Origin of the sequence: Sporolactobacillus terrae, assembly GCF_019930545.1 — a bacterium.
In the GTDB taxonomy this organism is placed as follows: domain Bacteria; phylum Bacillota; class Bacilli; order Bacillales; family Sporolactobacillaceae; genus Sporolactobacillus; species Sporolactobacillus terrae.
The window spans coordinates 3,199,255-3,225,529 of the sequence record NZ_CP082837.1; the positions used below are offsets into that span (position 1 = coordinate 3,199,255).

29 protein-coding genes are annotated in these 26,275 nt (G+C 48.6%); 22 read left to right on the forward strand and 7 right to left on the reverse strand.

All coding sequences use genetic code 11. The annotated features are described in order from the left end of the window. The first annotated feature begins 29 nt into the window (after positions 1–29). The gene (locus K7399_RS15410; protein ID WP_128166021.1) at positions 30–863 is read left to right on the forward strand and encodes an aldo/keto reductase; all 834 of its coding nucleotides are present in this window, start codon (positions 30–32) and stop codon (positions 861–863) included. Between the two features lie 70 nt (positions 864–933). Here K7399_RS15410 and K7399_RS15415 read toward each other — a convergent pair whose 3' ends face one another. After that, entirely contained in the window at positions 934–1,932 is a 999-nt protein-coding gene (locus K7399_RS15415; protein ID WP_128166022.1) for an IS30 family transposase, read from the reverse strand. Between the two features lie 308 nt (positions 1,933–2,240). Here K7399_RS15415 and K7399_RS15420 point away from each other — a divergent pair, with 308 nt between their 5' ends. Beyond that, the gene (locus K7399_RS15420) at positions 2,241–2,606 is read left to right on the forward strand and encodes a hypothetical protein (protein ID WP_128166023.1); all 366 of its coding nucleotides are present in this window, start codon (positions 2,241–2,243) and stop codon (positions 2,604–2,606) included. 318 nt (positions 2,607–2,924) lie between these two features. On the opposite strand, the gene hemH is transcribed toward K7399_RS15420, so the two are convergent. The 3 genes from hemH to K7399_RS15435 form a co-directional block, all read right to left on the reverse strand. Further along, the gene (gene hemH, locus K7399_RS15425) at positions 2,925–3,740 is read right to left on the reverse strand and encodes a ferrochelatase (protein WP_223362368.1); all 816 of its coding nucleotides are present in this window, start codon (positions 3,738–3,740) and stop codon (positions 2,925–2,927) included. A gap of 57 nt (positions 3,741–3,797) precedes the next feature. Continuing rightward, positions 3,798–5,255 carry an IS1182 family transposase gene (locus tag K7399_RS15430; protein WP_028977206.1) on the reverse strand — a complete coding sequence of 486 codons (1,458 nt, stop codon included), beginning with the start codon at positions 5,253–5,255 and terminating at the stop codon, positions 3,798–3,800. 105 nt (positions 5,256–5,360) lie between these two features. After that, entirely contained in the window at positions 5,361–5,603 is a 243-nt protein-coding gene (locus K7399_RS15435; RefSeq protein WP_223362369.1) for a ferrochelatase, read from the reverse strand. 288 nt (positions 5,604–5,891) lie between these two features. Here K7399_RS15435 and K7399_RS15440 point away from each other — a divergent pair, with 288 nt between their 5' ends. From K7399_RS15440 to K7399_RS15470, 7 genes are all read left to right on the forward strand, one after another. Then, positions 5,892–6,101, forward strand: coding sequence for a helix-turn-helix transcriptional regulator (locus K7399_RS15440; protein WP_028977454.1), 210 nt, complete (start codon positions 5,892–5,894; stop codon positions 6,099–6,101). Beyond that, the gene (locus tag K7399_RS15445) at positions 6,098–6,499 is read left to right on the forward strand and encodes a hypothetical protein (protein WP_223362370.1); all 402 of its coding nucleotides are present in this window, start codon (positions 6,098–6,100) and stop codon (positions 6,497–6,499) included. The genes K7399_RS15440 and K7399_RS15445 overlap by 4 nt, the downstream gene beginning before the upstream one ends. A 159-nt stretch (positions 6,500–6,658) precedes the next feature. After that, positions 6,659–6,994: a winged helix-turn-helix transcriptional regulator gene (locus tag K7399_RS15450; RefSeq protein ID WP_028977456.1), complete on the forward strand. Its 336-nt coding sequence runs from the start codon at positions 6,659–6,661 to the stop codon at positions 6,992–6,994. 82 nt (positions 6,995–7,076) lie between these two features. After that, positions 7,077–7,688: a nitroreductase family protein gene (locus K7399_RS15455; protein ID WP_028977457.1), complete on the forward strand. Its 612-nt coding sequence runs from the start codon at positions 7,077–7,079 to the stop codon at positions 7,686–7,688. A 644-nt stretch (positions 7,689–8,332) separates the two neighbouring features. Further along, positions 8,333–9,148 (forward strand): basic amino acid ABC transporter substrate-binding protein, encoded by an 816-nt coding sequence (locus K7399_RS15460; RefSeq protein WP_028977458.1) that lies wholly within the window; start codon positions 8,333–8,335, stop codon positions 9,146–9,148. A 78-nt stretch (positions 9,149–9,226) separates the two neighbouring features. Next, complete coding sequence (locus K7399_RS15465; protein ID WP_028977459.1) at positions 9,227–9,886, forward strand: amino acid ABC transporter permease; 660 nt, start codon at positions 9,227–9,229, stop codon at positions 9,884–9,886. Further along, complete coding sequence (locus K7399_RS15470; protein WP_028977460.1) at positions 9,886–10,608, forward strand: amino acid ABC transporter ATP-binding protein; 723 nt, start codon at positions 9,886–9,888, stop codon at positions 10,606–10,608. Before K7399_RS15465 ends, K7399_RS15470 begins: the two co-directional genes overlap by 1 nt. 71 nt (positions 10,609–10,679) lie before the next feature. On the opposite strand, the gene K7399_RS15475 is transcribed toward K7399_RS15470, so the two are convergent. Then, entirely contained in the window at positions 10,680–11,408 is a 729-nt protein-coding gene (locus K7399_RS15475; RefSeq protein WP_028977461.1) for an EcsC family protein, read from the reverse strand. 408 nt (positions 11,409–11,816) lie between these two features. Here K7399_RS15475 and K7399_RS15480 point away from each other — a divergent pair, with 408 nt between their 5' ends. Next, entirely contained in the window at positions 11,817–12,269 is a 453-nt protein-coding gene (locus K7399_RS15480) for a hypothetical protein (protein WP_028977463.1), read from the forward strand. A gap of 88 nt (positions 12,270–12,357) precedes the next feature. Continuing rightward, positions 12,358–12,690, forward strand: coding sequence for a hypothetical protein (locus K7399_RS15485; protein ID WP_028977464.1), 333 nt, complete (start codon positions 12,358–12,360; stop codon positions 12,688–12,690). A 159-nt stretch (positions 12,691–12,849) separates the two neighbouring features. Here K7399_RS15485 and K7399_RS15490 read toward each other — a convergent pair whose 3' ends face one another. Beyond that, complete coding sequence (locus K7399_RS15490; RefSeq protein ID WP_010026491.1) at positions 12,850–13,221, reverse strand: ParB N-terminal domain-containing protein; 372 nt, start codon at positions 13,219–13,221, stop codon at positions 12,850–12,852. Between the two features lie 171 nt (positions 13,222–13,392). Between K7399_RS15490 and K7399_RS15495 the strand changes: the two genes are divergently transcribed. The 4 genes from K7399_RS15495 to K7399_RS15510 all read left to right on the forward strand — a co-directional run bounded on the left by K7399_RS15495 (position 13,393) and on the right by K7399_RS15510 (position 18,082). Further along, a complete protein-coding gene (locus K7399_RS15495; RefSeq protein WP_028977465.1) occupies positions 13,393–13,884 on the forward strand; it encodes a YbaK/EbsC family protein in 492 nt (163 codons plus the stop codon). 156 nt (positions 13,885–14,040) lie between these two features. Continuing rightward, positions 14,041–14,880, forward strand: a complete 840-nt coding sequence (locus K7399_RS15500) for a DUF4097 family beta strand repeat-containing protein (RefSeq protein ID WP_028977466.1) — start codon at positions 14,041–14,043, stop codon at positions 14,878–14,880. 269 nt (positions 14,881–15,149) lie between these two features. After that, the gene (locus K7399_RS15505; protein WP_028977467.1) at positions 15,150–16,562 is read left to right on the forward strand and encodes a DHA2 family efflux MFS transporter permease subunit; all 1,413 of its coding nucleotides are present in this window, start codon (positions 15,150–15,152) and stop codon (positions 16,560–16,562) included. Between the two features lie 293 nt (positions 16,563–16,855). Then, on the forward strand, positions 16,856–18,082 hold the full coding sequence (locus K7399_RS15510) for an AGE family epimerase/isomerase (protein ID WP_223362371.1): 1,227 nt from the start codon (positions 16,856–16,858) through the stop codon (positions 18,080–18,082). Here K7399_RS15510 and K7399_RS15515 read toward each other — a convergent pair. Next, positions 18,062–19,408 (reverse strand): glycosyltransferase family 2 protein, encoded by a 1,347-nt coding sequence (locus K7399_RS15515; RefSeq protein WP_223362372.1) that lies wholly within the window; start codon positions 19,406–19,408, stop codon positions 18,062–18,064. The two genes, K7399_RS15510 and K7399_RS15515, sit on opposite strands and share 21 nt — an antisense overlap. A gap of 413 nt (positions 19,409–19,821) precedes the next feature. Here K7399_RS15515 and K7399_RS15520 point away from each other — a divergent pair, with 413 nt between their 5' ends. The 7 genes from K7399_RS15520 (at position 19,822) to mreB (ending at position 26,261) form a co-directional block, all read left to right on the forward strand. Then, on the forward strand, positions 19,822–20,268 hold the full coding sequence (locus K7399_RS15520) for an Rrf2 family transcriptional regulator (protein ID WP_223362373.1): 447 nt from the start codon (positions 19,822–19,824) through the stop codon (positions 20,266–20,268). A gap of 28 nt (positions 20,269–20,296) precedes the next feature. Then, positions 20,297–20,662, forward strand: coding sequence for a hypothetical protein (locus K7399_RS15525; RefSeq protein ID WP_010023361.1), 366 nt, complete (start codon positions 20,297–20,299; stop codon positions 20,660–20,662). Positions 20,663–21,012: 350 nt separating this feature from the next. Beyond that, positions 21,013–21,840 (forward strand): aldo/keto reductase, encoded by an 828-nt coding sequence (locus tag K7399_RS15530; protein WP_039744399.1) that lies wholly within the window; start codon positions 21,013–21,015, stop codon positions 21,838–21,840. Positions 21,841–21,941: 101 nt separating this feature from the next. Next, positions 21,942–23,369: an MDR family MFS transporter gene (locus tag K7399_RS15535; protein WP_420854106.1), complete on the forward strand. Its 1,428-nt coding sequence runs from the start codon at positions 21,942–21,944 to the stop codon at positions 23,367–23,369. Between the two features lie 175 nt (positions 23,370–23,544). Beyond that, on the forward strand, positions 23,545–24,216 hold the full coding sequence (locus tag K7399_RS15540) for a YwaF family protein (RefSeq protein ID WP_223362375.1): 672 nt from the start codon (positions 23,545–23,547) through the stop codon (positions 24,214–24,216). Between the two features lie 622 nt (positions 24,217–24,838). Further along, positions 24,839–25,111 carry a sporulation transcriptional regulator SpoIIID gene (gene spoIIID, locus K7399_RS15545; RefSeq protein ID WP_010027158.1) on the forward strand — a complete coding sequence of 91 codons (273 nt, stop codon included), beginning with the start codon at positions 24,839–24,841 and terminating at the stop codon, positions 25,109–25,111. A 148-nt stretch (positions 25,112–25,259) separates the two neighbouring features. Continuing rightward, positions 25,260–26,261 carry a rod shape-determining protein gene (gene mreB, locus K7399_RS15550; RefSeq protein WP_010027160.1) on the forward strand — a complete coding sequence of 334 codons (1,002 nt, stop codon included), beginning with the start codon at positions 25,260–25,262 and terminating at the stop codon, positions 26,259–26,261. Positions 26,262–26,275 lie beyond the last annotated feature (14 nt).

The following is a 26,275-nucleotide window of genomic DNA, read 5'->3' on the forward strand; positions in this document are numbered from 1 at the left end:
GTAAAGCATGTATCAGAGGAGGATGATCGATGACACAGACCACGGTTACATTAAATAATGATGTCGAGATGCCGCTTGAAGGACTCGGCGTATTCCGGGTGGAAGACCAAGCGGTTGCGGCTCAATCGGTACAAGCCGCAATACGCGCAGGCTATCGATTGATCGACACGGCTGCGATTTATCAAAATGAACAAGGCGTTGGCGAAGGGATTAAAGCCGCATGCAAAGAAACCGGCTTAAAACGCGAAGACCTGTTCATCACCTCAAAAGTATGGAACGCGGATCAAGGCTACGCATCAACCCTAAAGGCATACCAGGACAGCCTCGACCGGCTCGGTCTTGACTACCTGGATCTTTATCTGATTCACTGGCCGGTTGAAGGAAGGTACAAGGAAACATGGCGCGCTATGGAACATCTCTATAAGGAAGGAAAAGTCCGTGCGATCGGCGTCAGCAACTTCCAGATCCATCATCTCGAAGATCTGCTAGACGGCGCTGAGGTCGTGCCGGTTGTCAATCAAGTTGAACGCCATCCACGCCTGACTCAGCAACCGCTCAAAGACTTCAGCGAGGCGCACGGCATCCGTCTTGAAGCTTGGGCACCGTTGATGGTCGGCGAGCTGCTTCAAGATAAAACGATCGGTGCGATCGCAGAGAAATACGGAAAATCCGCCGCACAAGTCATCCTCAGATGGCATATCCAAGGCGGGGTCATCGCCATTCCGAAGTCCGTCAACGAAGACCGCATCAAAGAAAACTTTGCGATCTTCGACTTCGAACTGACCGAGGCAGACATGGCAGCAATCAACGCCCTGAACCAAGACCACCGCACCGGCGCTGACCCGGATAATTTTGATTTCTAATGAATGAGACAGAAACAACGAAAAACGCGAGAGGATTCTTTTCCTCCCGCGTTTTTTATAGCTTGAATTGTCAAACTAAGTGCAACGCCTGATTATAAAAGAACTCAAAAGGAGTCTTCCAGCCCAAACATTTGCGAGGTCGGTGATTTAATTCGTTCACAGCATGTGCGATGGACGCATCGCTGTCCTGGCGAAAGTCATGTCCTTTAGGGAAATATTCTCTTAGTAGTCCATTAGTGTTTTCGTTACTTCCTCGCTGCCAAGGCGCGTGTGGATTGGGAAAATAAAAAGTCATGCCGCATGCCTTAGCGACTTGGTCATACCAAGCAAATTCTTTGCCACGATCGGGAGTTACGGTCAGCCGCTGATGTCGAGGCAATGGGGAGAACAGTTCAATTAATTTCTCTTTCACGCATTTAGCGGTTTTCTTCGCGGCCTTTGCGGCAATGAGTAAGCGTGTCTTTCGATCAACAAGGGTTACCAGACATTCGGATCCGATTTTTCCAACGACCGTATCTGCTTCCCAGTGGCCAATGACGCGACGTTCATTAGCCTCAGGCGGTCGTTCATCAATGGAATGACTGTAGTTGATTTTGCCACGACGTTCTTCATAACCTTTGCCGTGGCGTGATTTTCCTCGGTGTCGCAGGCGACGAGCAATCCCACGTTGCCCAGGTTGATGATTAGGCTCATCCAAAAGATGCGCTTCAATCCCACGATAGATGGTCGTATAACTGATCTTCCAAGGAGAATGATCCTGTTTAAGCCGCTGATCGATCTGTTCGGGAGACCACTGGTGATCAAGAATAAGCCGCTGAATCAAGTCGTGAAGTTCCGGATTAGCCAGTAGAGGTTGGCGGCAACATTCTTCGCGTCGTGCATGGTACTTTTCCTCGGCCTGTACGGACGAGTATGTACCATCACCCTGTTGATTTCGTTTCAATTCACGACTGATTGTGGATGGAGGTCTTCCTAATTGGGTGGCAATCGAACGAATGGGGCGACCCAAAACAGCATTTTTAAGTATGATTTCTCGTTCATATGGATTAAGATGGTGATAGTGGCTCATCGTTTACGTCCCCTGTCTTCAATAGTTTGTCGCAATTCTATTGTACAGGAAGACTCAGCGATGGGTCCTTTTAATTTTCTAAGTGTTGCACTTAAAGTGTAAATTCAAGAGATAAAGAATCAAAGTACTCGATAAATCAGTACCAATCACATTGGACGCATGTGGTCAAGTTGAAGCAGTGGGTCTGAGGCAAATTGACAAATTTTTTTCACACATTTTAAAAGAATCGAGAAATCCTTTGTTATACTAGACTTACAAAAATGAACAGGCATCATGACTGATCAAACGAGATGAAAGGAGGTGAATACATGAGTGAAAAAGTACTCGAGTTAATTCTCGATAAACTGACAAGTATGGACGACCGCATGGGTAACATGGAGATGCGCATGGATCATATGGAAGAAAAGCAGGATCTGATGCAGACACAGCTCGATGAAACCAGCCGTATTCTTAAAGCGGTTTATGATCGACAAGAGGTGTCGGATGCGAAACTGACGGCGCTGAGCAGTGATGTCGATAAGCTGCATGGCGACGTGAAAAATATCGATGAGAAAGTCGATCACAATCAGCAATCCATAGACAAAATGATCGAAAATCAAGCAGCAATTTTTGAAATGCTCGGCGAACATGATGTCTCCATTCGCGCGCTGAAAAAGAAAGCAAGATCATCGTAAGCTGCTGCAGCAATAGGTAAAGATCAACCGCGTCAAAGAATTCCTCAAAACACATCCACCGGCAGCGGTGACTCAACTCCAAAGTCAAATAAAGTCAAAAATGCCGGTGCCGCGCAAAGGTTCCGGCCATTTTTATACCTATCTCAAGGTTTCAATTATACTCTTTATCGCCAATTCGGCATTGCGGTTGGATCACCCTTGGGCGGATGACCGTCGACTTCTTGATCTTTTTTAACATAAATAAGGATAAAAGGTTTAGTGCAATTTTGTGTAAGCGCGACTAAGGTCTCGCCTTCTCCGAAAGTTTAGCGAAGCTAACTAACAGTTGCTCTTTATTTTGACAGGCATTCGCAGCCTTTGCCTCACCAGATCTTCCAGACAATCGATAAAAAACGGATGGTCATTGACGGCCGGAATATAGTCGAACTGCTGTCCGCCGGCTTCATAGAAAGCGCGGGCGTTTTCCTGCTTGAGTTCTTGCAAGGTTTCCAAACAGTCCGCACTAAAACCCGGAGCAATGACGGCAACGTGGCGCACGCCTTGTCGCCCCAGCTGACGCACGGTATCAATCGTTGCCGGCGTCAGCCATTCCTCACGACCAAACTTGGACTGAAACGCTTGCGTGATCGCCAAATCCGGCAGCCGGCGCTTCAACTGTTCCGTTGTCAAACGGCAGCGCTCCGGGTAGTCGTCGCCAGCTTCGGCATAGCGCACCGGAATGCCATGATAGGAGAGGAGCAGACGGTCAGGCTTGCCGTGGTTGGCAACATAGTGCCGAACACGCGCTACCAAGGCGGCGATGTAATCGGGATGTACCGGGTAGTCGCGAATAAATAGCAGCTCCGGTACATCGCGCCATCCGGTAAGTGACCGCTGCACACCATCCCAAACAGAACCAACCGTTGTCGACGAATACTGCGGATAGAGCGGCAGCACAAGTAGGCGACGGACCTTTTGCCGATGCAGCTGATCCAAAATGTCGCCTAAACCAGGGCGCCCATAGCTCATCGCCAGTACGACATCGATCCCGGTTTCCGATAGCCGTTCTTGCAGCGCCGCTTGTTGCCTGCGGGCATGAAGGGAAGCCGCTGAAAAACTGTCGATTTTTTGATCTGAGAATTCTGGTTGGCGCAAAAAAGGACCACTTTTCGTCTGCGTTTTGACGAAAAGTGGTCCTTTTTCCCTTTTTTTTTATCTTTTTTCGTTGAGGATCTTCAGAATCCGCTTGAGATTGACTGCGAAGATCGTGGTCGCTCCTTGAATCTCCATTCCAAACAGACCCGCAGATGATGCTGTATCATACCCGTGTCTGTTTTTTAACTCACTGTTCTTCGCTTCTATTTTATAACGCGTTTTTGCCAGTGATTTAAATTGTTCCGTATTTTGAAATGCTTTCTGTTCTTTATGTTCTGTGGATTTAATCGTAACGTAATAAGACTTCGTTTTTGATCCTTCCTGATAACACCCCTCACGCATGGAACATACTTGGCATTTCGTTACATCGAACATATATCTTACACGCGGATTGACCTTTTTCGTTCCTTGTCTTCCATCGTATTTCTTTTTAAAAGCCATATGCCCTGCCGGGCAGACAAACATACCCGCATCTTTATTAAACTCAAATGCTTTTTTGCGCGTGCCTTGTGATACCACAGGGTGTAATTTTGAAACCAAAGCTATATGATTTGTTTTTGTATAGGTAATATTATCTTTTTCTGAGTAAGCCGTATCGCCAATGACCGTATCAATGGTCATCCCTGACTCCTTACTTTTTTCGATTAAAGGCTCCAGATAGTTTCCATCGCTCTTTTCGCCTGTCGTAATGACGGCCGCTGTAATAATACGTTCATCGCTCATCGCCAGATGTGTTTTATAACCAAAAAAAGAAGAATCTTTTGTTTTATGTCCGATCCGAGCATCGGGATCATTCGAAGGGTTCATATGTTCCTTAAAATCTTCGACACTCTCTTTGAGGACATTTAACTTTTCTTTAACCGCAGGCAGCGCGGTGATTTGCGGTTCGGTTTCAAGGGTGGAAATGAGTTGATGACAGTAATCTAATTCCTCGTTGATTTCATTAGATGTATTCTTTTCTGGAAATTTTGGTTTCATGGATGCATCCAATTGATAGACGGCTTTGCGAACATTTTTAGATTTCTCTCGTAGAAATTCGATCGGTGATTTTTGGTTATAACGCGCTTTTGTATGGGTGGCATCAACAATAAGCGTTTTACTTTTAATAATTCCTTTTTCAAGCGCAATCTCAACGGTTTTCCCAATAAGCAGATCTAACAATTTAACGTCCTGAAGACGTTGCCTACGAAAATGCGTTAACGAACTTGAATCAATGACGTCCTCCTCAGGGGCCATGTTGAGGAAATATTTAAACGACAGGTCATATTTAGAACGCTCGACTAAATCGTTATCTGATAAATCATGAATCGTCTTTAATAATAAATATTTGAACATTCGAATTGGAGAGATCGCTTTACGCCCATTATCAAGACAATATTTTGTTTTCAATTCATCATAAATGAATGAAAAGTCCACGAGTTCATTGATTTGACGAAGCATATTATCTTTTGGGACAACAAGATCGTAGAGTGCTGCATAAGGGCTAAGGTTGAGTGTTTCTTGATTTGAGAGCATTGAGTTACCACCTATATACGTTGATAGCTCCATTATAAAGGAAAAGGGCCGTTGAATGTTTGATGAATCAAACATTCAACGGCCCAATGAATAGGTTGGACTTTTTCAGTGGCCTCCATGAAGGATCAGCGGCGAACCCTCTTCCGTCCATATCAATTTGTAAAGCTTGGCCGATCGTCTCGGCCGCACACGCAGAATAATCCCGTGCAGAATCGGCAGCCACTTCCAGTGCGGTAGATCAATGACACGCGGGTCACTGAGGAATTGTGCCAGATAGCGACGTACCGATTGAGTATCGGCAGCCTCCGGAGTCCCCAAATTGACGAGCAGTACCGCAGTTTTTTCCATAGATAAAGCCCCGTTTCGATCAGAATAGTTTAAGTGTACCAAAGATCAGTCGATTCGGATCAACCGCCCCAAAAAAAGATTCCTAATCGAGGCAGGTGCTTGTGAATTCCTGTAGAAAAGGCCCTGTTTCTATATTCTGGATCTCTCTCAGCGGTGCAGCAGTCGTCCGGATGGGCATGATGGCGGAAAGGAGTTCATGGACGTGTCATGTAAAGGTATATTTACATGAGGCGAGGAAACTGATATATTGGGTGTAAAGATATCTTTACTCACTGAAAGGAAATTCCTATGCGTGTTGTCAATCATATTCGTGAACTTCGCCTGAAGAATGGGATCACACAGATAAGAATGGCTCAGGATTTGAAAATCACGCGCCAAACGGTAAACGCAATTGAGAAAAACAAATACAATCCGAGTTTGGAACTTGCTCTGAAATTAATCAAGTATTTTAACGTACCCATCGAAGAATTGTTTTATCTGGAAGGAGACAAGGAATGAAAAAGAAACAGTGGGAGCAGCTCATGATTGCGATAGTCTTGCTTTGCACAATAATTGGAGGATTTATCGGGCTGACCATTGCCGATGTGACCATTGATTTTAGCCTTGCAGCAGCAATCATTTGTGCACCGCTGCTCGGGCTTCTGCCAAGATTTTTCTTAGCCGCCCGACATAAGAAAAAGATGGGGAATATTCCGGAAGCGGATGAACGCACGGCATTAATTTTGAAACGCTATTTTCTTGGTGTTCTGTACGTCGTCTTGTTTGGCAGCGGCGCGGCTCTGCTTGTCCTTTATGCCATGGGCGTCGAATCCATTGAAACCGGGCTGCTGATTGTATCGATGATGGTTCTGTATGTATCGATCGCGATTGGCACACTGATTGCGGCAAAATTGTGAAAAATTTTATGGAAATCACGCAGATTGCGGCGATCATGGCCGTTTATCGGAGTGGAAAAGCGCCTCAGCATGGCTAGAATAACGAAAATCATTTATAATAAATAAAAGTTAGTAGGTGATCTATTGTATGTATAGGACAATAGATGAGGAGGGATGACCATGGAACGAGAAATCTCAGTGTGTCCCAAATTAGAAAAGGCATTTAAAATTTTAGGGAAAAAGTGGAACGGTTTGATTATAGAAGTACTGCTCATTGGGGAAACTCATTTCAGTACGATCTCCTCGGCAATCCCGGAACTCAGTGACCGCATGCTGTCGGCAAGGCTCAGGGAGCTGGAGGAGATGGGCATTGTCGAACGGCTCGTGGATACCGGATACCCAGTCCAGGTGAGCTACCGGCTAACGGAAATGGGCAAAGGCATCAAACCAATCTTAGACGAAGTACACCGCTGGGCGAATAAATGGTATGCCGATGAAGTACCTGAAAAAAAGTGAGTGCATATTACTGGCTTTTTTTTAATCATAAGCTATACTAATGTAAGTAAAGAAAAATTAATTAGTTAAGGAGTGTTTTTTAATGTCTGAAACCTTTATTGATGCAATTAAGAACCGCAGAAGTATTTATGCACTTGATAAAAATGTAAAAGCAAGCAAGGAAGAAATCGTTAAGGCGATCCAAGAAGCGGTAAAATACGCACCATCCGCATTTAACTCTCAATCGGCACATGCCGTTGTCCTGTTCGGCGATGAAAGCGCAAAGATCTGGGGCGAAGGCGGTTTTGCTGAAGCCGCACTGCGCAAGGTTATTCCTGAAGGACAGTCCTTCGAATCAACCGCGCAAAAACTAGCCTCCTTCAATGCCGGTGTCGGCACGGTGCTGTTCTACGAAGATCAGGATGTGGTCAAAGGCCTACAGGAAAAATTCGCGCTGTACGCAGACAATTTCCCGATCTGGTCGGAACACAGCACAGGAATCGCGCAGTTCTCTGTTTGGACCGCACTTTCCGAGCTCGGTGTGGGCGCTTCCCTGCAGCATTACAACCCACTGATTGATGAAGCCGTACAAAAGGAATTCGACATCCCGGCAAGCTGGAAACTGCGCGCACAAATGCCATTCGGCAACATCGCCGCACCAGCAGCGGAAAAAGACTTTGCACCAATCGATGAACGTGTCAAAGTGATCGGCTGATTCATTTCGATCGCTCAAGATCCGAAGAGCCCCCTCTTCGGGTCTTTTTTTTCTAGGTAAAGAAATACATAAGATTTGGCCCCGACTTCAAACCAATAGACCCGTGTCTTGACCGATAATCAAAGCGGAGGTGCTCTGGCGCCTGCGGGATCGCGCATTGGTGATGCGTGCCAACGAGACCCCGCAGGAAAAATGCGTGTCCGAGTAGGTTCGCGGTGCGCCCGCGGCAAGCGAGCAGCTGTAGTGCCCGTGCACAAAGTGATGAATCAAAGGCGCAGCAAAAGGAACTTTCGCTAATTTAAAGGAACTTTCTTAAAGGAACTTTCCTGATTGTAAAGGAACTTTCGCTAAGTGCGCATACGTCCTGTATGCAACGCGAAAGTCATCACATCCTGTGAAAGTAAGGACTAGGCTTAGCCGGGTTTTTCACAGGTAAAGACGGTATACGATTTGACTTCTGGCACTGCGATCACCGCATACAAGGGGGGGGGAAGCGAGTCACATTTCCTCAATCTGTCAGCAAACACCAGGAACGCTTCAATTTTTTCAAAATTCAACATTTACTTGCTATTTATTTTGCGAAAAGCGTATAATAAATTTATTAAAAATTGTAAAGAGATCTAACATCAGGGGGAACTCGAAAAATGATAAAGAAATTATCCATAGTCTCACTTTTACTCGCATTTATTCTCGTCTTCACAGCCTGTTCTTCAGGCAGCAGCGGTTCTTCTTCTGAAAAGACATCGAATGCGAAGAAAACCTTGCGTATCGTCAATGATGCAACCTATCCGCCGTTTGAAACGCTTGAAAAAGGCAAGATGGTTGGGTTCGATGTTGATGTGATCAAGGCACTTGCCAAAGCAGCCGGCTACAAATACAAACTGGAAAATGTCGGCTGGGATCCGGTCTTTGCCGAGCTGAAATCAAAAACAGCAGACATGAGTATCTCAGCCATTTCAATAACAGAGGATCGCGAGAAAACGTATGACTTCTCGAATCCATATTACCGTTCGATCAACGAAATCATGGTTCCAAAATCAAGCAAAATAAAATCCGCACAGGATCTGAAGGGCAAAACGGTTGCCGTTCAGCAAGGAACAACCGGTCAATATGCGGTAGAAAAAGTACTTGGAAAAAACAATCCGAAGATTAAAAAATTCAAAACCGTCAACCTTGCGATTATGGAAATGCTCAACCATGGTGCAGATGCAGTGGTTGCCGATAATGGCGTGATGGACTATTATGTAAAGAATAACCCGGGCAAGAACTTGAAAACCGTTGGCGATGAAAAGACATTTGACGGCGAGTTCTACGGCATGATGTATCCGAAGGACAGCAAGCTGAAAGCAACGTTTGATAAAGCAATCAAAAAAATTATTGACGACGGCACCTACACAAAGATTTACAAGAAATGGTTTGATAAAGAACCGGATCTGGACAAGCTGCAAGCAAACAATTAATGAATCATAATAACAAGTAACATTCACAGGTTGCTTAACATTTTGTTAAGCAACCTTTTAGGTTAGGGGAGGATTCAGTTGGGCGTAAACCCTTTAGATATCATCAGAGAATATTTGCCCTTTTTAGCAAGCGGTACGCTGTTCACGATCGGATTTTCACTTGGAGGCATTATTTTTGGAACGATTCTCGGCTTGTTCATCTGCTTTGGGAAAAGGATTCGTAACAAGCTGCTTCGTGCTCCGTTTGTCTGTTACATCACATTTTTTCGCGGCACGCCGCTGTATGTGCAGATTCTGATCATTCACTTCGGTCTGGTACCGCTCATCTTCCATCAATCGAATGGAATCCTTGCCGGCGTTATTGCTCTGTCGCTGAACGAGGCTGCCTACATTGCCGAGGTGTTCCGTGCCGGCATTCAATCGATTGACGAAGGGCAGACCGAAGCAGCACGATCGCTCGGCATGGACCGTTTTCAGGCGATGCGTTACGTTATCCTGCCGCAAGCCGTCCGCCGCGTTCTGCCGCCAATGGGCAATGAATTCATCAGTTTGATCAAAGACAGCTCGCTGATCGCAGCCATTGCAGCGCCGGAATTGACCTATTGGGCACAAGCGATGGGCGCGCAGTACGCGATTGTTTGGACACCATATCTGACGATCTCCTTTATCTATCTAATCCTGACGCTGACCATGAGTTATCTCGTAAATCGCCTAGAAAGAAGGATGGCGACAAAATGATGATTAAAGTAGAAAAACTAAAGAAAACCTTTGGTGAAAATGAAGTACTGAAGGACATCAACCTTGACGTTGAGAAACAGGAAGTCGTCGTTGTCATCGGCCCATCCGGTTCTGGAAAATCAACGCTGCTTCGTTGTATTAATCAGCTGGAGACGATAACCTCAGGGCATGTCTTTATTGAAGGCACCGACATTTCAGACAAGAATGCCAACATTAACAAGATTCGCGAAGACGTAGGAATGGTGTTTCAACAATTCAACCTGTTCCCGCATATGACCGTGCTCGACAATATTATGCTGGCACCAACCAAAGTGAAAAAAGTGAACAAAGATAAAGCGAAGATGAAGGCAATGGACTTACTCGGCAAAGTGGGACTGGCAGAGAAGGCAGATGCCTATCCGGATTCATTGTCCGGCGGGCAGAAGCAGCGCATCGCCATTGCGCGAGCGCTTGCCATGGAACCGAAAATGATGCTGTTTGACGAGCCTACTTCGGCGCTTGATCCGGAAATGGTCGGCGAAGTGCTCGACGTCATGAAACAGCTTGCTGAAGACGGCATGACAATGGTTGTCGTCACCCACGAAATGGGTTTCGCCCGCGAAGTCGGCGACCGCGTCGTTTTTATGGACGGCGGCTACATTGTCGAAGAAAATGAACCGAAAAAGCTGTTCGAACAGCCGCAAGAAGAACGAACCAAAGCCTTTTTAAGTAAAGTGTTATGAAAACGAAACAACCCCCAGGCAACCGAGCACAATTGCCTGGGGGTTTTGCTAATTAAGGACGCGGGTGGAACTTAGTCGATCCATTTAGGGGGCGCACTGAGCAGCCGCAGCCGGTAGCAATTTTTCGCCGTTTCACCCAGCCGGTCAAGCAGATTATAATTAACCACAGCGCCAACCGCCGCACCAATACCCGGCATCAGCTGCAGCATTTTGGCAAAATCAAGATAGTCGCGGTATTCCTGCTGGAACTCTTCCCAGTCTAAGTCCAGAAATTCTTGTTTGCGCGTTTCCCAATGTTCAATTACTGCGAGCGTCTCATCCCGTACTTCATCGCTTGAAAAAGCGAGCTTGAACACTTGCAAAATAAAGACGCGTTCCGCATATTCTTTCGTGTCAAAGCCGTAAACCGACGCCGCGTCAAATAGAAATTTCATTTTGATTGAAAGCAGCAGCGGAAAATCAGCGAGCCCAAGCAGAATGCCACCGGCACCGGTGCCGGCGCCTTCAACAACAGCTGTTTTCCGGTAGTTGGACAACTTCTGTGTGAGTAATTGATCTTTTTCCTCAAGAGATAGACCGGCAGCCTGATCTTTTTTCGTGATCCACTGTGAACCATTCAAGCAGGCCTGAACCATATTTTTAATCGCAACCGTAATCGCATTCATGACCTTGTCAGGAATGTAGCCATTAATCTTTGCTTGAACTTTTTTGGACATCCGGTTCAGCAGGTTCGACGGCTTGCGCATTTTTCGCTTCCAAACCATGATTTCATCATAAGCCTTCAACTCATAATCGTTCATCGGAACCCTCCTTGTTTGATTTACGCGCGCCGATCAACGTGCGTTTCACTTAAAAAGCGAAAACCGCAGCAAAACAAGTGAGCCACCGCACCACTTGCCGGCGACGGCAGCCGGTCGAATTCAAAGGATGGACCGAATTTGGGAAGAAGGTGCGGGGAACAAGGCCAAACCCGGAACATGCTGAACCGTTGAATCCCGCGATCAAAATGAATCTCCAGCCAGTTTTCTTGCCGATAAAAGCAGTGAAAAAGCTGATTCAGACGTAAAAATCAAATTTGGCGATTAACGGGTTCGAACATATTCTAAGTCATTACCCCATTTTTCTGCCTGCGGCCTAGGCGCCCGCCCATCCGGATTTGCGCGCTGGGCATACAGTAGTAACAAATACGATAGGCAGGTGTTTCGAAAATGTATGAGGACCAAAATGGGGATGCATATCCGTACGGCGATGCATCGTACGAATTTGAACCGTACCGTTATGTAAACGATTATGACGATATTTATGTTGATGAGCGTGAACAGCCGCAGCCGTTTTTCATTCCGCCGAATGCGATTCAACAAGAGTTGAACCGCGGCCGTCGCGGCCATTTTTACCGCACGCGTCTAGCAAGTTACAATCAGATGATGCTCATTCAGCTCTTGGGGATCAATCAGAACACGGGCATGGTGAGCATGAACGTTTACTTACCCTGGCAGCGACGCTGGGTTCAGCACCAGGAACATTTTTCCGATATGTCCGGACTCACGTATGTCGGCCCGACGCCTCCGCCGGGCGTTCCATTTCCAAGACCCACGCAGCCGCCGCGTCCGCCGCGCCCATGGTGGTGCCCGCAATTCCCATGGCATCCTGCGTGCAGATAAAAAAAGAAAGCTTAACAGAAAGAGATGGCCCATGCGCGGCGCCATCTCTTTCGTTGTTTGATAAACGATTAAACAAGGGGGAGTAGCGATGTCTTTACTAGTTATAGTTTTGAGTTCGCTGTATTTTTGGTCTATGCTGAGCGGCTTGCATCTTGATGCCAGCGAGCGGCAGCATGCAAAGAAGCTTCACTGGAGGCATCTGCATGGGAAGAAGCGGCATCGCTTATACATCGAGATGGCGATCGCTTTTTTGTTTTGGGTCGGCCTCATAAGCTTATCCTTCAGTCTTGACCATCCATGGATGACGGTGGGCGCGATGATCCTGTTTTTAATCGTTGCCGCGATCAATCTCAAACGCACCGCGTGGCCTGCAGAAAGCGCTTCACAGACCGTCAGCGGCAAACGTTGTGGCGACGCTTGATCAAGCAGATGGATCAAGAAAAAGCTGCTGAAACTCCGCTTTCGGGAAACGATTGGCAATATCCATTTGCGGCATGGACCGACGCGTTGAAGCGATGATCATGCCGCGAAGTGCATCGATGTTTTAGAAAAAAACGAGCGCCGTGGCGCTCGTTGTCGATTAGACTTCCTTATAAACAGTGACTTCTTTAATTTCCGGCAGCAGGCTGTAGGCAGTGAGCCGATGCTGGCCGTCGTACAAACTGAGATCTTTGCCTACGATCATCGGCGGAAGCTTGCCGCCTTCGTGCAGGTGGTCAACCATTTGTTTGACGTTATCGGTGTGATAATCGTCGTAGTTTTCCGGATCATTGGCCCATTCTTTGTACGTGATCAAGTTTTTACCATTATTGCTGAACGTGCAAGGGACGTCGTACAGCGCTTCCTTTGCGATTGTCGTAAGCACAAATTGGTGGTCGTCCGTGCCAAACGCGTCGTTTTGCAGATCACTGTATTGGCTGCAAATCGCTTTTCCTGTTAAAACCTCTCCCATATGCAACCCCTTCTAAACGGTTTCCAAGCCGCAAAATGATGGATGCGGCAATCCTTTTACTCATTATAAAATGCCTCATCCTGCAAAGTAAAGACGATTCTGGCGCGATTTGACAGATGGTAACTTTTTGCTAAACTTAACGTTAATATAACCTGAAGCGGAGGCGCGCGTATGTCGGTAGAAGCAGTGAAGGATTATTTCAGGTCGGTCGGTCGTGAAAAGGATGTCATTGAGCTCGAACTTTCCAGCGCGACGGTGCAGCTGGCTGCGGAACATCTGCATGTTGCACCGGAACGAATTGCGAAAACGCTCGCGTTTCGAGGCGAAAACAAGCAAGGGGCCATAGTTGTCGTCATGGCTGGCGATGCCAAGATTGACAACAAGAAATTCCGCCATGAGTTTGGATTCAAGGCACATATGCTTTCGCCGGAAGAGACGCTTGAACGGGTTGGTCACGCGGTGGGCGGTGTTTGCCCGTTTGCCTTGAAGCATGACTGGCCGGTTTATCTGGATGAATCTCTGAAACGATTTGAGACTGTTTTCCCGGCATGCGGCAGCAGCAACTCAGCAATCGAGCTAACGATTGACGATTTGTATCAATTTGGAAACGGCAAGGCGTGGGTTGACGTCTGCAAGGGCTGGCAGGACGAAGCGGAAGCTTAAGCGGCTAAAACGAAAGGCTTAGTGCAGAATAGAGCGTCGGAGGGTTTCGGAACCTCCGGCGTTCTTTTACACTAGAGGAGCAGGTAAAAACAAACGGCCGGTTTCGCTGACTTGAGGCAAATCGGCCGATCGAATACATGAAAAAGGAGTTTTTCGATGAAACGATTTGCGATTGTACTGGTCATTGTTGCGCTTGCCTATTTCATTATTTTTAAGCCGAGTCCGTTGCTGCCGTTCAGCAAGCAGCAAGCATCAGCCCCGGTCACGAAGCAGGTCGATCAGATCAAGCTTGAAGTTGGCAGCATGCACACCGAGGTCAAATTGAGCGATGACGACCAGGTGCACGCGGAGTTGAAGGGAAGCGGAAGCGTGAACGTGGTACGTTCCGGAAACACGGTTCAGGTGAAAACACGTCGGCCGTTCACTTTTTTTAACTGGTGGAACCGTACGCGCCTGACCGTCAGCATCCCGCGCGACTACGAGCGAGCGCTTGACTTTGCCATTGGTTCCGCAAAACTGGATTTCACCGCTGAACCCGAAACAACCTATACCGCACTGACAGCAGATGTCGCCTCAGGATCGATGACGGCTAAAAATGTGACTGCAGAGAAAAGCACGATTACCGTGCATTCCGGAAATGCCCGTTTAAATCACTGGAAGACTGCATCGGCCGATCTGGTTGTGCGGTCGGGGAACCTCAAGGCAACCGGCTATCGCGGTGGATTTAACGCACAAGTAAACTCCGGAAACCTGACAATGGATGTCGCAAAGCTTACCGGATCGGTCAAAACAACCGTACGCTCCGGACGCGCAAGGATCCATTTGCCACGCGACGCCAGCTTCCGCCTGAAAGGCAACGCAAACAGCGGCTTGATTCAATGCACGCTTGCGCTGAAGGAGAAGGGCAAAGGGGAGAACACGATCGAAGGCGTGCATGGCTCGGGCACGTACACGTTTGATGCTACGGTCAACAGCGGCTTGCTGCATATTAATTGAGTAAATTGGAATAGGGGTTCGGCGATCGTGCCGGGCCTTTTTTCCATTAAGGAAGAAAGCTTATGATTTTGCCCCGTCTTCAAACCCATAGACCCATGTCTTGGCCAAGCATCAAGCGCGAAGATGCGCGACGTGGAATGTTGGGATTGTATCATATTTCTACCTTGTCGGTTTGATTCATGATATTATAGTAGAGTTGCCCGATGCTGATGATCGAACGCCAAGCATCAGCAAGGTTATTCATGAAGGTTTGAGAAAGAAGTGGTGGAATGGAAACATTAGAAGAAAAAAAGATTCAAACGCATGAAAATCTCAACGTGATCCCAATTGTGCTCATTTTGCTTTCAGGCGGGTTTGTCACAATATTGAACCAGACGCTGCTAGTCACAGCGCTGCCGAGTATCATGCATGACCTGAATCTTACATCGGTTAGTGTACAGTGGCTTCAGACAGTATTTTTGCTTGTCAACGGGATTATGATTCCCATTACAGCCTTTCTTGAGGGAAGGTTTACCACGCGAAAATTGTTTTTGTTCGCAATGGGATCATTTACTCTTGGTACGCTGATCTGTCTGCTTGGGGACAACTTTCTCCTATTAATTATCGGGCGCATTGTCCAAGCGATGGGCGCCGGCATCATGATGCCGCTGATGATGACGGTTATGTTTATCATTTTTCCAATTGAAAAACGTGGATCGGTGATGGGGATCTTTGGACTCGTGATCGGGTTTGCGCCGGCGATCGGCCCGACCTTGTCCGGCTGGCTGATCAACCACTATTCATGGCGGATTTTGTTCTACGTCGTGCTGCCGGTGGCGCTGCTTGATTTCATTCTTGCTTATTTTATCCTGAAGAATGTCACCAAACTGACTTACCCGAAACTGGATGTGTTATCGATTGTCCTGTCAACGATCGGATTTGGCGGTATCCTGTATGGCTCGAGTATCGCTGGAAGTCGCGGCTGGGGCGATCTTGAAGTTCTAGCCACGTTGGCGATTGGGGCTGCGGCGCTGGCGGTCTTCATCTACAGACAGCTTCATCTCGACCAGCCGATTCTTGAGTTCCGCGTCTTCCGCTATCCGATTTTTACGCTGACAACGGTAATCGGTATGCTGTGCTTCTCGGTGTTCATTGCCGGAGCGACGATGCTGCCAATCTATATGCAGACGATGCTCGGGTTCTCACCGCTCAAATCGGGGCTGATGCTGCTTCCGGGTGCAATCGTGATGGGCGTCATGTCACCGATCACCGGACGCATCTTTGATCGAATCGGCGCGCGCGGACTCTCGATCACCGGTGTATCGATTTTGTTGCTGATGACGCTGCTGCTTGCTCGCGTGGATGCTGAGACGTCGTTTGCCTATTTGGCAATCGTCAATGCCGTGCGCATGATGGGACTTTCGATGGTACTGATGCCGACCACCACGGCCGGCCTCAATCAGCTGCCGCACCATTTGATTCCGCACGGCACGGCGATGAACAACACGATGCGCCAGGTCGCCGGTTCGATTGGTACCGCGATCCTGTTCACCGTCATGGCCTCAACCGCGCTCGATCCGAAAAAATTCGGCGTCAACGGACTAATTCACGGCATCGATATCGCATTCACCATGGCTACACTCTTATGCGGCGTTGCACTGATCTTAACCTTTTTCGTAAAAAAACCAAACGTATCACACTAAAAATAACCCCAAAACCTCCTTTTAGCACACTCTGAAGTGCAGAAGGAGGTTTTTTGCTTTAATTATTGAGCGTTGCGCTTTAACTTTTGCGGGATTCGCTTTAACTTTCGTGAGCTTCCTTTAACCTCGAAAATCTGCTTTCATTCTTGCACAATTCCATTCGATTGTTGTGCATCTCATTGAACGCGATGATTTGCTTCATTAAATAGGAGTGCGCCGGCGAGCGGCGCACGAATGCAGAGCGCCTCCGCAGCATACGCTGATAAAAAAGTAGGCAGTGGGGGCGTTCGCTGATGCCGGATTTATTTGATCAGATGCAGCCGTTTTTTGATCCGCGCTGGCTGCGGAGGCAGATTTTTGAGACGATTGATTTTTACGATCCGCAGTGTGTCGATCAGAAAAACGGCGGCTTTTTTCATTGCTATCTAGATGATGGGACCGTTTGCGACCGGACGACGAAATCGCTGGTCGGTACGGCGCGCTTCATCTACCTATTCAGCGTCGGCACGATGCTTGGCGGTCCGGCGCATTGGAAGACGATCGCAAAACATGGATTGCGCTTTCTCGATGAAGTTATGCGTGACCGAATCAATGGCGGTTACTATTGGCAGGCGGAGGAACGCCAAGTCAGCGACGATGGAAAAGATACCTATGGGCAGGCGTTTGTTCTGCTCGCTTTGGCAACGGCGACCAAAGCGGGTGTTGCCGAGGCAGGACCGCAAATCAAGGAGTTGGCGCAAACGATCACTGCCCATTTGTGGGACGACGCGCAGCAACTCTGTGTGGCGAAAAAGAGCCGCAATTGGCACTGGACGGATCCGTACCGGGGACAGAATCCGAATATGCACCTTTGCGAAGCGATGATCGCCGCCTACGAAGCGATTGGCGACCGTGCTTATCTCGAAACCGCGCGCACACTTGCACGCACCGTGACGATCACGCTCGCGCAGCAAACGGGTGGTTTGATCTGGGAACAGTACGATCAGAACTGGCGACCGGACTGGGTGCGCCGCGCCGAGTATGCAGGTAATGAGTTCCGCCTCTACGGGTATGTGCTTGGCCACTCGATTGAATGGAGCAAGCTGCTCACAAAAATTTACGCGTATACGCGCGAATCCTGGCTGCTCGCTCGGGCAAAAGCGCTCTATCATCAAGCATGGCAACGTGCCAAAGACGACCGCTACGGCGGCTTGATTTTTTCAATTACGCCGGATGGCCAACCGCTTGACACCTATAAATATTATTGGGTTATGGCAGAAGGGCTCGGCGCATCGGCACGGCTGGCAGCAGCCGATCCGGTACAGCAGCGCGCATACCTGGATAATTATCAATGGCTGTTTAACTACTGCTGGAATCATCTGATCGACCATCGCTATGGCGCCTGGTATCCGAAGCTGACCCGTTCCAACTTACGCACCGGTTATGAAAAGAGCCCGCTTAACAAAACCGATTATCACCCCATCACGAATGAACAGGAGGCCATGCATGTTTTTGAAAAACTAGTCCCAGACGCGCTTTAAACGAAACAGCGCCTGCGCGTATCCCCAGACAGAAACCGGTGACATGATCAGCTGGTAGCAGAGCAGAAACAGCACCAAGCCAAGCCGATTGCGGCGCACCCTCAAGCCGAGTCTTTTAAAAACACGATTCTTTTGATAGAGGTAGAGTGATCCGAAACTTAGAATGGTCAGCGGCAAAACGAGCAGCGTGGTCAGGCCAACGATCCAGTAAATGCCGAAGAATGCCAAAATCAGCCCAGGAATCCAGCACACAGTGTAAACGATGTCCAAGTACGGCATCATCAGATTAATTCCGGTTAGATATTTCGTATAGACGAGGGGATGCTGCCACGGCTTAATTTCCGTCAGACCTTCAATCATACCGCGCGCCCAGCGTGAACGCTGTTTGGCAAAATGGGCCAGCGTTTCCGGTGCATCGGTGAAAGCGACAGCCAGCGGTTCAAAATAGACGCGCCATTTTTTATGAAGCAGCCGCCAGGTCAGGACAATGTCCTCGCCAATCGCATTCGGCCAGCCGCCAACCGCTTGGACGCATTCGGTTTTATAGAGACTGAACGCGCCTTGGGCAACCAGCGTACCTTGATAAAGCCCTTGCAGCCGTTTGACCGAAGCAATGCCGAGGAAATAATCCCATTCCTGCATGCGCGTGCAAAGCGAAGCGCGGCTATTGCGCACCAGCATCGATCCGGCAACCGCACCTACATCATCTGGACTGCTGACCATACGCGCAACAAGCGCACGCACCGCCGAAGGATGAAGCAGCGTGTCGGCATCGAGTGTAATCACAAAAGGGGTGGCGACATGTTGCAGCCCCTTGTTCAACGCGTGAAATTTGCCCGGACGTTTCTCATGGAGCAACGTAACGTCCAAATCCAGCACTTTGGCTGCACGAGTAACCGCGCCCTCCGTATCGTCATGCGAATGATTGTCGATCACAATCACATGCAGATGCGCCCGATAATCTTGCCGGGACACATAGCGAAGGGTCTGCTCAATCGACGCCTCTTCGTTGTAGGCGGCGATCAACAGGGTCACCGGAACCGACGGATGTGCCTGTTTCCAGCGCGGCTGCCGGTCAAAGAACAGACTAATAATCAAGAAGGCATTCAAATAGCCCGGGATATAGGCAATGGCACTGATCAGAATCAAGGCAAGCGGAAAGGAAACCACCGCGGAGAAATCAAGCAGCCACGGCAGCGATATATAAATAGAAAAGAGCAGCCAGGCAAAAGCAAAACCATGGCTGATCCAGAATTTTATCGAAACGGGTACATACAACTTGCGAGATTGCCTATTTGGCTCAAGCGGAGGGATAAGCAAATTCATAGCAGACTCCTAGAAAAATAGTATGACGGATGATCCGCGAGCACATGGCACAAGCATGAGCGTTTAAGTGATGTTTTTAGAAAACTTGGCTTTGCCAAGCCTCTGGCGAAGGCAAAGTCGCCGCCCGCGACGGCCATGGACGGCCTAGTGTTCGGTGAGCCGCAGGACGCGGCGTTCTACCGAACCACTTACACTCGTTTCCTTAAATCTTTTATTTTCTATACTTTCTTACCCGTGCAAAAAAAGATATTCGAGGCGAAACAGGGCAGGGCTTATGACATATTTTTTGGTGCCGATAATCGCTGAATTTCGTGAGTAAAATACTGGAATCGACCGTTTCTGCAAGAAAATGAATTGATTTTATAAACTGTATCTATTATAATTACACTAATCTCCGAAAAGGGGAATCAAAGATGAATAGTCAGTTTACCATTGCGGTTCATTGTCTGATTGTACTCGCAAGAAATCCCGAGCAAGTCTGGAATAGTGAGTCACTGTCACGGAAAGCGCACACGCATCCGGCCCGAATTCGCAAGATCATGAGTGTTCTGCGTAAGAGCGGCTTTGTCGAAACGAAGGAAGGTCTGGGCGGCGGCTATCGGATCTGCTGTGATCCCGGCACATGCACACTGGCACGAATCTATCAATCTATAGCCTGCGAGGCGCTGAAGCTCAGCTGGTGCTCGGCAGGTTGCGAGGACGATCCGGAATTCGATCGCATTCGCTCAGCGGTAGACTTTGCCTTTACCGGAGCCGAACGCGGACTCGAAGAATATCTGGAACAATGGTCGATCGCCTCACTGATGAAGCGAACGACTGACTCTGTTGCACCAATCTCAGAAGACATGCATAACACATAAACTAAAACAGGATCGGTGGTGAAGGTTAATGCAACATGAAACGATTTGGAAAAAAGGCGAATGGGTCAAAGGCAGAACGGTCAATGGCGAACTCATGCACGGTTTTGTCGTCGACTACAACCACGAAGACGGCACCGTCAAAATTAATGTTGTTGCGTGTGACCGCGAATCAACGGTGGGTAAAGTCATCGAAACACTCAGCTACCTAATCAAACCGTTCCCGGTGTCGCCGCTTGGCGGTCAGGAACTGCGCAGCATGACCGATCTCGCACTGATCACATCGGACCGCGACTGGTTCATGGATCTGACTGAACAACTTTCGGACCGTACCGGCAAAACCACCGGTGACGACCAAGAACAAGACAGCTCATGGTACTGGTCGGCGCAGCGTTAAATCAATCGCATAGAAAAGTAAACAAAGGTGCCTTCGGGTGCCTTTTTTCTGTTTTGGGCAAATGAGGCTGAGTCTGCGGTTTTGTAAGACTTCAAACGAATGCGCTGAAATAATTAGGATGGTATGAAAAAAGAGCAGAACATCACCTGAATACAGATGTCTTCCCCCTTTCATTTGCTGCATTGCAAGAATCGATGACTTTTTCAGTGACCGCATTCGCGGGCCGGGCAGACTCCCCTCGTTCCTCTTTTACAAACTGTTTTTTTCGTCAATACTTGCGTGAGTAAATTTCTTTTCTTAGCTGGAAAGATGTGAGAAAATGGTAGAACAAAAGGGGGTCGGACATTTTGATTCATTCATTGAAGGATACGGTTCAATTGAATAATGGCTTGGAGATGCCGGGTTTCGGACTTGGCGTCTGGAAAGTCAAGGATGGTGAAGAAGTCATTCACTCGGTTCGCTCTGCACTGAATGCGGGCTACACGATGATCGATACAGCGGCCATCTACCGCAACGAGGCGGGTGTCGGCGAGGCGCTGCGCCAATCGGGTGTCAAGCGCGAGGATGTATTTATCACCACCAAGGTATGGAATGCCGACCAAGGCTACGACGCGACGCTGAAAGCATTCGAGACCAGCACGAAAAAGCTCGGGATCGAGACGGTTGACCTGTACCTGATCCACTGGCCGACCGCCGGCAAGTACAAGGAAACATGGCGGGCGATGGAAAAGTTGTACAAAGACGGCCGCGTGCGTGCGATCGGCGTTTGCAACTTCCACATTCATCATCTTAAAGATCTGATGGAAGGCGCCGAAATCAAACCGGCCGTGAATCAGATCGAACTGCACCCGCTGCTTTCCCAAGTTCCGCTGCGCAACTACTGCTACAAAGAAGGAATTGCGGTTGAAGCCTACTCGCCGCTCGGCAGCGGCGGACTGATCAATCATCCGCTCCTAAGCGAGATCGGCAAGAAGTACGGTAAAACCGCTGCACAAGTCATGCTGCGCTGGGATGTTGACAGCGAGATCATCACAATTCCACGCTCAACGAAAGAGGCACATATCATCAGCAATGCCGACATTTTCGATTTTGAACTTTCTCCGGAAGACATTGAACAGATCGATGCATTAAATGAAGACAAGCGTTTCGGTGCCGATCCGGACAACTTCAATTTCTAAACGATCGGACCTGCTGCATGCGTGAAGAGCCTGACGGAATCAAGAATTTCGTCGGACTCTTTTTCTGACTGAAAAAAATGAACCAGACAGGGAGTTTTTTAATGACCACACAAGAAATCAAACGCGGCCCGATTACTGTGGCGCTCATTATCGGCGCGTTTGTCGCAATTTTAAATGAAACGCTGCTGAACATCGCACTTTCCGATTTGATTACCTACTTTCACGTAAACGAAACCACCGTTCAATGGCTGACCACGGCTTATCTACTCGTGATTGGCATCCTGATGCCGGTGACTGCACTCTTGACCGGCTGGTTCACCACGCGCCAGATGTTTCTCGGGGCGATGACCTTGTTCCTGTTCGGCACCGCGATCTGCGGCTTTGCCCCGACGTTTTCACTGCTGCTCGTCGGCCGCATGATTCAAGCCGCCGGATCCGGACTTATTTTACCGGTCATGATGAACACGATTCTGTTTATCTATCCGCCGGAAAAGCGTGGCGGTGCCATGGGATTGATTGGACTGGTCATCATGTTTGCCCCGGCACTCGGACCGACCGTCTCAGGCTTGATCATCGGGTCACTGTCCTGGCGCTGGCTGTTTTACCTCGTGCTGCCGCTGGCGCTGTTCTCGATTCTGTTCGCGGCGCGTTATCTGACGAACGTTTCGGAAGTGACTAAGCCTAAGGTAGACATTCTGTCGGTGATTTTGTCTACGCTTGGTTTTGGCGGGATTGTCTTCGGTGCTGGAACCGGCGCTGAAGGCGGTGCGCTCGGGATCACAGTCGTGGCGATCGGATTTGTCAGCATCGTTCTGTTTGTCTGGCGCCAGCTCGCAATCAACAATCCAATTCTTGATTTTCGCGCCTTCAAATACCCGATGTATACACTGTCAACACTGATCATGATTATGGTGATGATGACGTTGTTCGCAACGATGATTCTGCTGCCGCTCTATTTGCAGCGGGCGTTACTTCTGTCCTCGTTCGCCGCAGGATTGGTTCTGCTTCCCGGCGGGCTGATCAACGGGTTGCTGTCGCCGGTGATGGGCAAACTGTTCGATAAATTCGGTCCGCGCCGGCTCGTCATTCCCGGGCTGCTGATCATGTGCGTCGTCGTCTTGCTCATGACGCGATTGACCGTTTCTGAAAGCATGCTCTATGTCATTATTTTGTACGCTGCGCTCTTGATCGGCATGTCGATGGTGATGATGCCCGTTTCAACGACCGGCCTGAACCAGCTACCGAAACCGATGTACCCACACGGCACAGCGATCATGAACACGCTGCAACAAGTCGCAGGCGGGATCGGCACCGCGCTGTTCGTCGGCATCATGGCCGCCGGACAGAAGGCCTATCTTGCAACCGCCGCCGACCCGAAAGCACCGGCCGAACTGCTGCATGCGATGGTTGCCGGCATGAGCCGCGCTTTCTTTGTCGCCCTGATGATCGGGATTGTCTCGCTCGTGCTCGCCTTTTTCCTGAGACGATCAATCGCGCCCGGCGAACAGCAGCCGCACGGTGATGCTTGATTGAGACGCACGCCGGTTTTTAGGCACATCGTTAATGGTTTGAGCGGATGCGTTACGAGTTCGGAGGTCGTTGTTCCGATTTTCACGCGCGTCATTACAATTGGAAATCCAATCGTTTAATCGATCAACACTTGCGCATACTAAGTTCATCTTTAACTTCAACGAGGTGACTTAAATGACTGCATTTTCGATGGAACATCTCAGCACTTTATACATCATTCTCCTACTTGAGGTCGGTCTGATTCTATTCAGACAGACCTCTTTTGCGCGCAGCAAACTTCGTTTTTGGCTCGCCGCCATCTTAATCATTGGCGAGACCGGCTACCAGATCGGCACCGCGCTTGTCGGGAAATGGACGCTGCGCAATTCACTGCCGCTCGAAGTCAGCGATCTGTCGGCATTGCTCACCGCAATCACGCTGCTGACCCGAAAACGCCCGCTCGCCGCGATCCTGTATTTTGTCGGCATCTCGAGCGCACTTCAAGCATTGCTCACGCCGGACTTGAACGCATCCTTCCCGGATCTGCGCTACATTCAGTTTTTCGCCACACACGGCGCGACCGTCCTTGGCTGCACCTACCTGATCGCAGTCGCCGGCATCCGTCCGACTTACCGAGCGCTCTGGCTTGCTGCCGCCTGGTTGAATGCGTACGCCGTGCTCATGTTCATTGTCAATCGGCTGCTTAACGCGAATTACATGTACCTAATGCACAAACCGAAACTGTCCGCGCTGAACTTATTCGGACCGTGGCCGTGGTATCTAATCTGGGCAGAGCTCGCGATGCTGATCGAATTTCATCTGCTCTACTGGATCAGCAGGAAGTTTGCCGGGCGACGTCGAAAATAATAACCATAAGTGAAACCCATCTGGTCAAAAATTCAAAGTCAGATGGAATTTTCCTCAAGAAAATTCCCCCATCCTCCATGGTTCACCTAAAATAAAAATGCCCGAATCAAATCAGCGCGCCTCAAAGTAGAACTTGGGACGCGCTCACCATATTTGATACCGTTTTCACGAACCACCGCAGACTCAGTTGCTTTTTCACAAACTACCGCAGACTCATTAATCGTTTTCATGAACTGCCGCAGACTCATTTGCCTTTTCACGAACCACCGCAGACTCAGTTGCTTTTTCACAAACTACCGCAGGCTCATTCATCGTTCTCGGCAATACATTTCGATTCAGCTGATTTTTTCTCTTCTTATTTGAGATTTTCCCTCATTAGAAAAAGAACGCGCTTGTGCGTGTGTTCCCTGCGATGCACTCCGCTTAGTTTTCCCTGCGAACCCTTGTCCCCATTGACTTTTTGGCATATAACCGTAGGTCGTTTAATAAGATGTTACAAACTCACATACGGGGTTTCGAGGTGAGCGCGGCGGGCTTGGAACGAGTATGATACGTTACTTGAGTTCCGTTTCTCCAAAGAATGTCTCATTTCGCATCTTCATAAATACAGGAGGCGAGTGGTGTGCACGATTACATCAAAGAGCGTACGATCAAGATTGGAAAGCATATCGTGGAGACAAAGAAGACGGTTCGAGTCATCGCCAAGGAATTTGGCGTTTCGAAAAGTACCGTTCACAAAGACCTAACGGAGCGGCTGCCCAGTATTAATCCGGAACTTGCCAACGCAGTCAAAAATGTACTCGACTATCACAAGTCAATCCGCCATCTTCGAGGAGGGGAAGCGACGCGTCTGAAGTATCAAAGAGATACGGAAGAAAAAGCGGTTCAGCACTGAGGCCATCAGAAGCGCGCGAACATAATCGACGCATTCGTTTATTTTTCGACATACTCCCTGTTTTGTTTGAATTTATGATAAAATGGAATAATGATTGATAAATATTCCGGCAGAACGGCGAATATTTATGCGACAGGGAGGATTTAGCGTGTTTTCAAGAGATATCGGAATTGATCTCGGAACAGCCAATGTACTGATCTACGTAAAAGGACAGGGCGTCGTACTGAATGAACCTTCAGTTATCGCAATGGATACAGACACAAAGCAAGTGCTCGCAGTCGGTGAGGAAGCAAGACGGATGGTTGGTCGTACACCGGGAAATATCATCGCCACACGGCCGCTACGTGATGGAGTTATTGCAGACTTTGAAGTAACCGAACTCATGCTCACGCACTTCATTGATAAAATAAATGTAAAAGGCTTCTTAAAAAAGCCAAGAATCCTAATCTGTACGCCGACACATATTACATCGGTGGAACAAAAGGCGATTCGCCAGGCAGCAGAACGAAGCGGTGGAAAGCAAGTTTATTTGGAAGAAGAACCTAAGGTAGCCGCAGTTGGCGCCGGCATGGATATTTTTCAGCCAAGCGGCAACATGGTCATTGACATTGGCGGCGGGACAACCGACATTGCCGTACTTTCAATGGGCAACATTGTCACCTCTCAGTCGATCAAATTGGCAGGCGATACCTTCGATCGCGAAATTTTAAGCTTCATTAAAAAGAAGTACAAATTGTTGATTGGTGAACGCACGGCCGAACAAATCAAGATTACCGTCGGCACGGTTTACAAGAATTCGCGTGATGAAAGCATGGACATCCGCGGACGCGATATGGTCACAGGGCTGCCGAAAACACTGACGGTGCACTCCAACGAAATTGAAGCAGCCCTGTCGGATTCGGTAAATGTGATCGTTAGTTCGGCAAAAGCCGTACTCGAACAAACACCGCCGGAACTCTCCGCAGACATCATTGACCGCGGCGTGATCATGACCGGCGGCGGTGCGCAGCTGCACGGAATCGACCAATTGCTTGCAAGCCAATTGAAAGTACCGGTTGTTGTCGCAGACAATCCGATGACCTGCGTCGTTGAAGGCGCCGGCAAAATGCTGGAACATCTGGATAAACTGCCGAAGCGCAAAGCAAATTAACTGCTCTGCGCTTT

Bases quoted from the DNA above. Each gene is read 5' to 3' on its own strand.
- K7399_RS15410 (WP_128166021.1), top strand. From the start codon at position 30: ATGACACAGACCACGGTTACATTAAATAATGATGTCGAGATGCCGCTT.
- K7399_RS15415 (WP_128166022.1), bottom strand. From the start codon at position 1,932: ATGAGCCACTATCACCATCTTAATCCATATGAACGAGAAATCATACTT.
- K7399_RS15420 (WP_128166023.1), top strand. From the start codon at position 2,241: ATGAGTGAAAAAGTACTCGAGTTAATTCTCGATAAACTGACAAGTATG.
- K7399_RS15430 (WP_028977206.1), bottom strand. From the start codon at position 5,255: ATGCTCTCAAATCAAGAAACACTCAACCTTAGCCCTTATGCAGCACTC.
- K7399_RS15435 (WP_223362369.1), bottom strand. From the start codon at position 5,603: ATGGAAAAAACTGCGGTACTGCTCGTCAATTTGGGGACTCCGGAGGCT.
- K7399_RS15440 (WP_028977454.1), top strand. From the start codon at position 5,892: ATGCGTGTTGTCAATCATATTCGTGAACTTCGCCTGAAGAATGGGATC.
- K7399_RS15445 (WP_223362370.1), top strand. From the start codon at position 6,098: ATGAAAAAGAAACAGTGGGAGCAGCTCATGATTGCGATAGTCTTGCTT.
- K7399_RS15450 (WP_028977456.1), top strand. From the start codon at position 6,659: ATGGAACGAGAAATCTCAGTGTGTCCCAAATTAGAAAAGGCATTTAAA.
- K7399_RS15455 (WP_028977457.1), top strand. From the start codon at position 7,077: ATGTCTGAAACCTTTATTGATGCAATTAAGAACCGCAGAAGTATTTAT.
- K7399_RS15460 (WP_028977458.1), top strand. From the start codon at position 8,333: ATGATAAAGAAATTATCCATAGTCTCACTTTTACTCGCATTTATTCTC.
- K7399_RS15470 (WP_028977460.1), top strand. From the start codon at position 9,886: ATGATTAAAGTAGAAAAACTAAAGAAAACCTTTGGTGAAAATGAAGTA.
- K7399_RS15475 (WP_028977461.1), bottom strand. From the start codon at position 11,408: ATGAACGATTATGAGTTGAAGGCTTATGATGAAATCATGGTTTGGAAG.
- K7399_RS15480 (WP_028977463.1), top strand. From the start codon at position 11,817: ATGTATGAGGACCAAAATGGGGATGCATATCCGTACGGCGATGCATCG.
- K7399_RS15485 (WP_028977464.1), top strand. From the start codon at position 12,358: ATGTCTTTACTAGTTATAGTTTTGAGTTCGCTGTATTTTTGGTCTATG.
- K7399_RS15490 (WP_010026491.1), bottom strand. From the start codon at position 13,221: ATGGGAGAGGTTTTAACAGGAAAAGCGATTTGCAGCCAATACAGTGAT.
- K7399_RS15495 (WP_028977465.1), top strand. From the start codon at position 13,393: ATGTCGGTAGAAGCAGTGAAGGATTATTTCAGGTCGGTCGGTCGTGAA.
- K7399_RS15500 (WP_028977466.1), top strand. From the start codon at position 14,041: ATGAAACGATTTGCGATTGTACTGGTCATTGTTGCGCTTGCCTATTTC.
- K7399_RS15505 (WP_028977467.1), top strand. From the start codon at position 15,150: ATGGAAACATTAGAAGAAAAAAAGATTCAAACGCATGAAAATCTCAAC.
- K7399_RS15510 (WP_223362371.1), top strand. From the start codon at position 16,856: ATGCCGGATTTATTTGATCAGATGCAGCCGTTTTTTGATCCGCGCTGG.
- K7399_RS15515 (WP_223362372.1), bottom strand. From the start codon at position 19,408: ATGAATTTGCTTATCCCTCCGCTTGAGCCAAATAGGCAATCTCGCAAG.
- K7399_RS15520 (WP_223362373.1), top strand. From the start codon at position 19,822: ATGAATAGTCAGTTTACCATTGCGGTTCATTGTCTGATTGTACTCGCA.
- K7399_RS15525 (WP_010023361.1), top strand. From the start codon at position 20,297: ATGCAACATGAAACGATTTGGAAAAAAGGCGAATGGGTCAAAGGCAGA.
- K7399_RS15535 (WP_420854106.1), top strand. From the start codon at position 21,942: ATGACCACACAAGAAATCAAACGCGGCCCGATTACTGTGGCGCTCATT.
- K7399_RS15540 (WP_223362375.1), top strand. From the start codon at position 23,545: ATGACTGCATTTTCGATGGAACATCTCAGCACTTTATACATCATTCTC.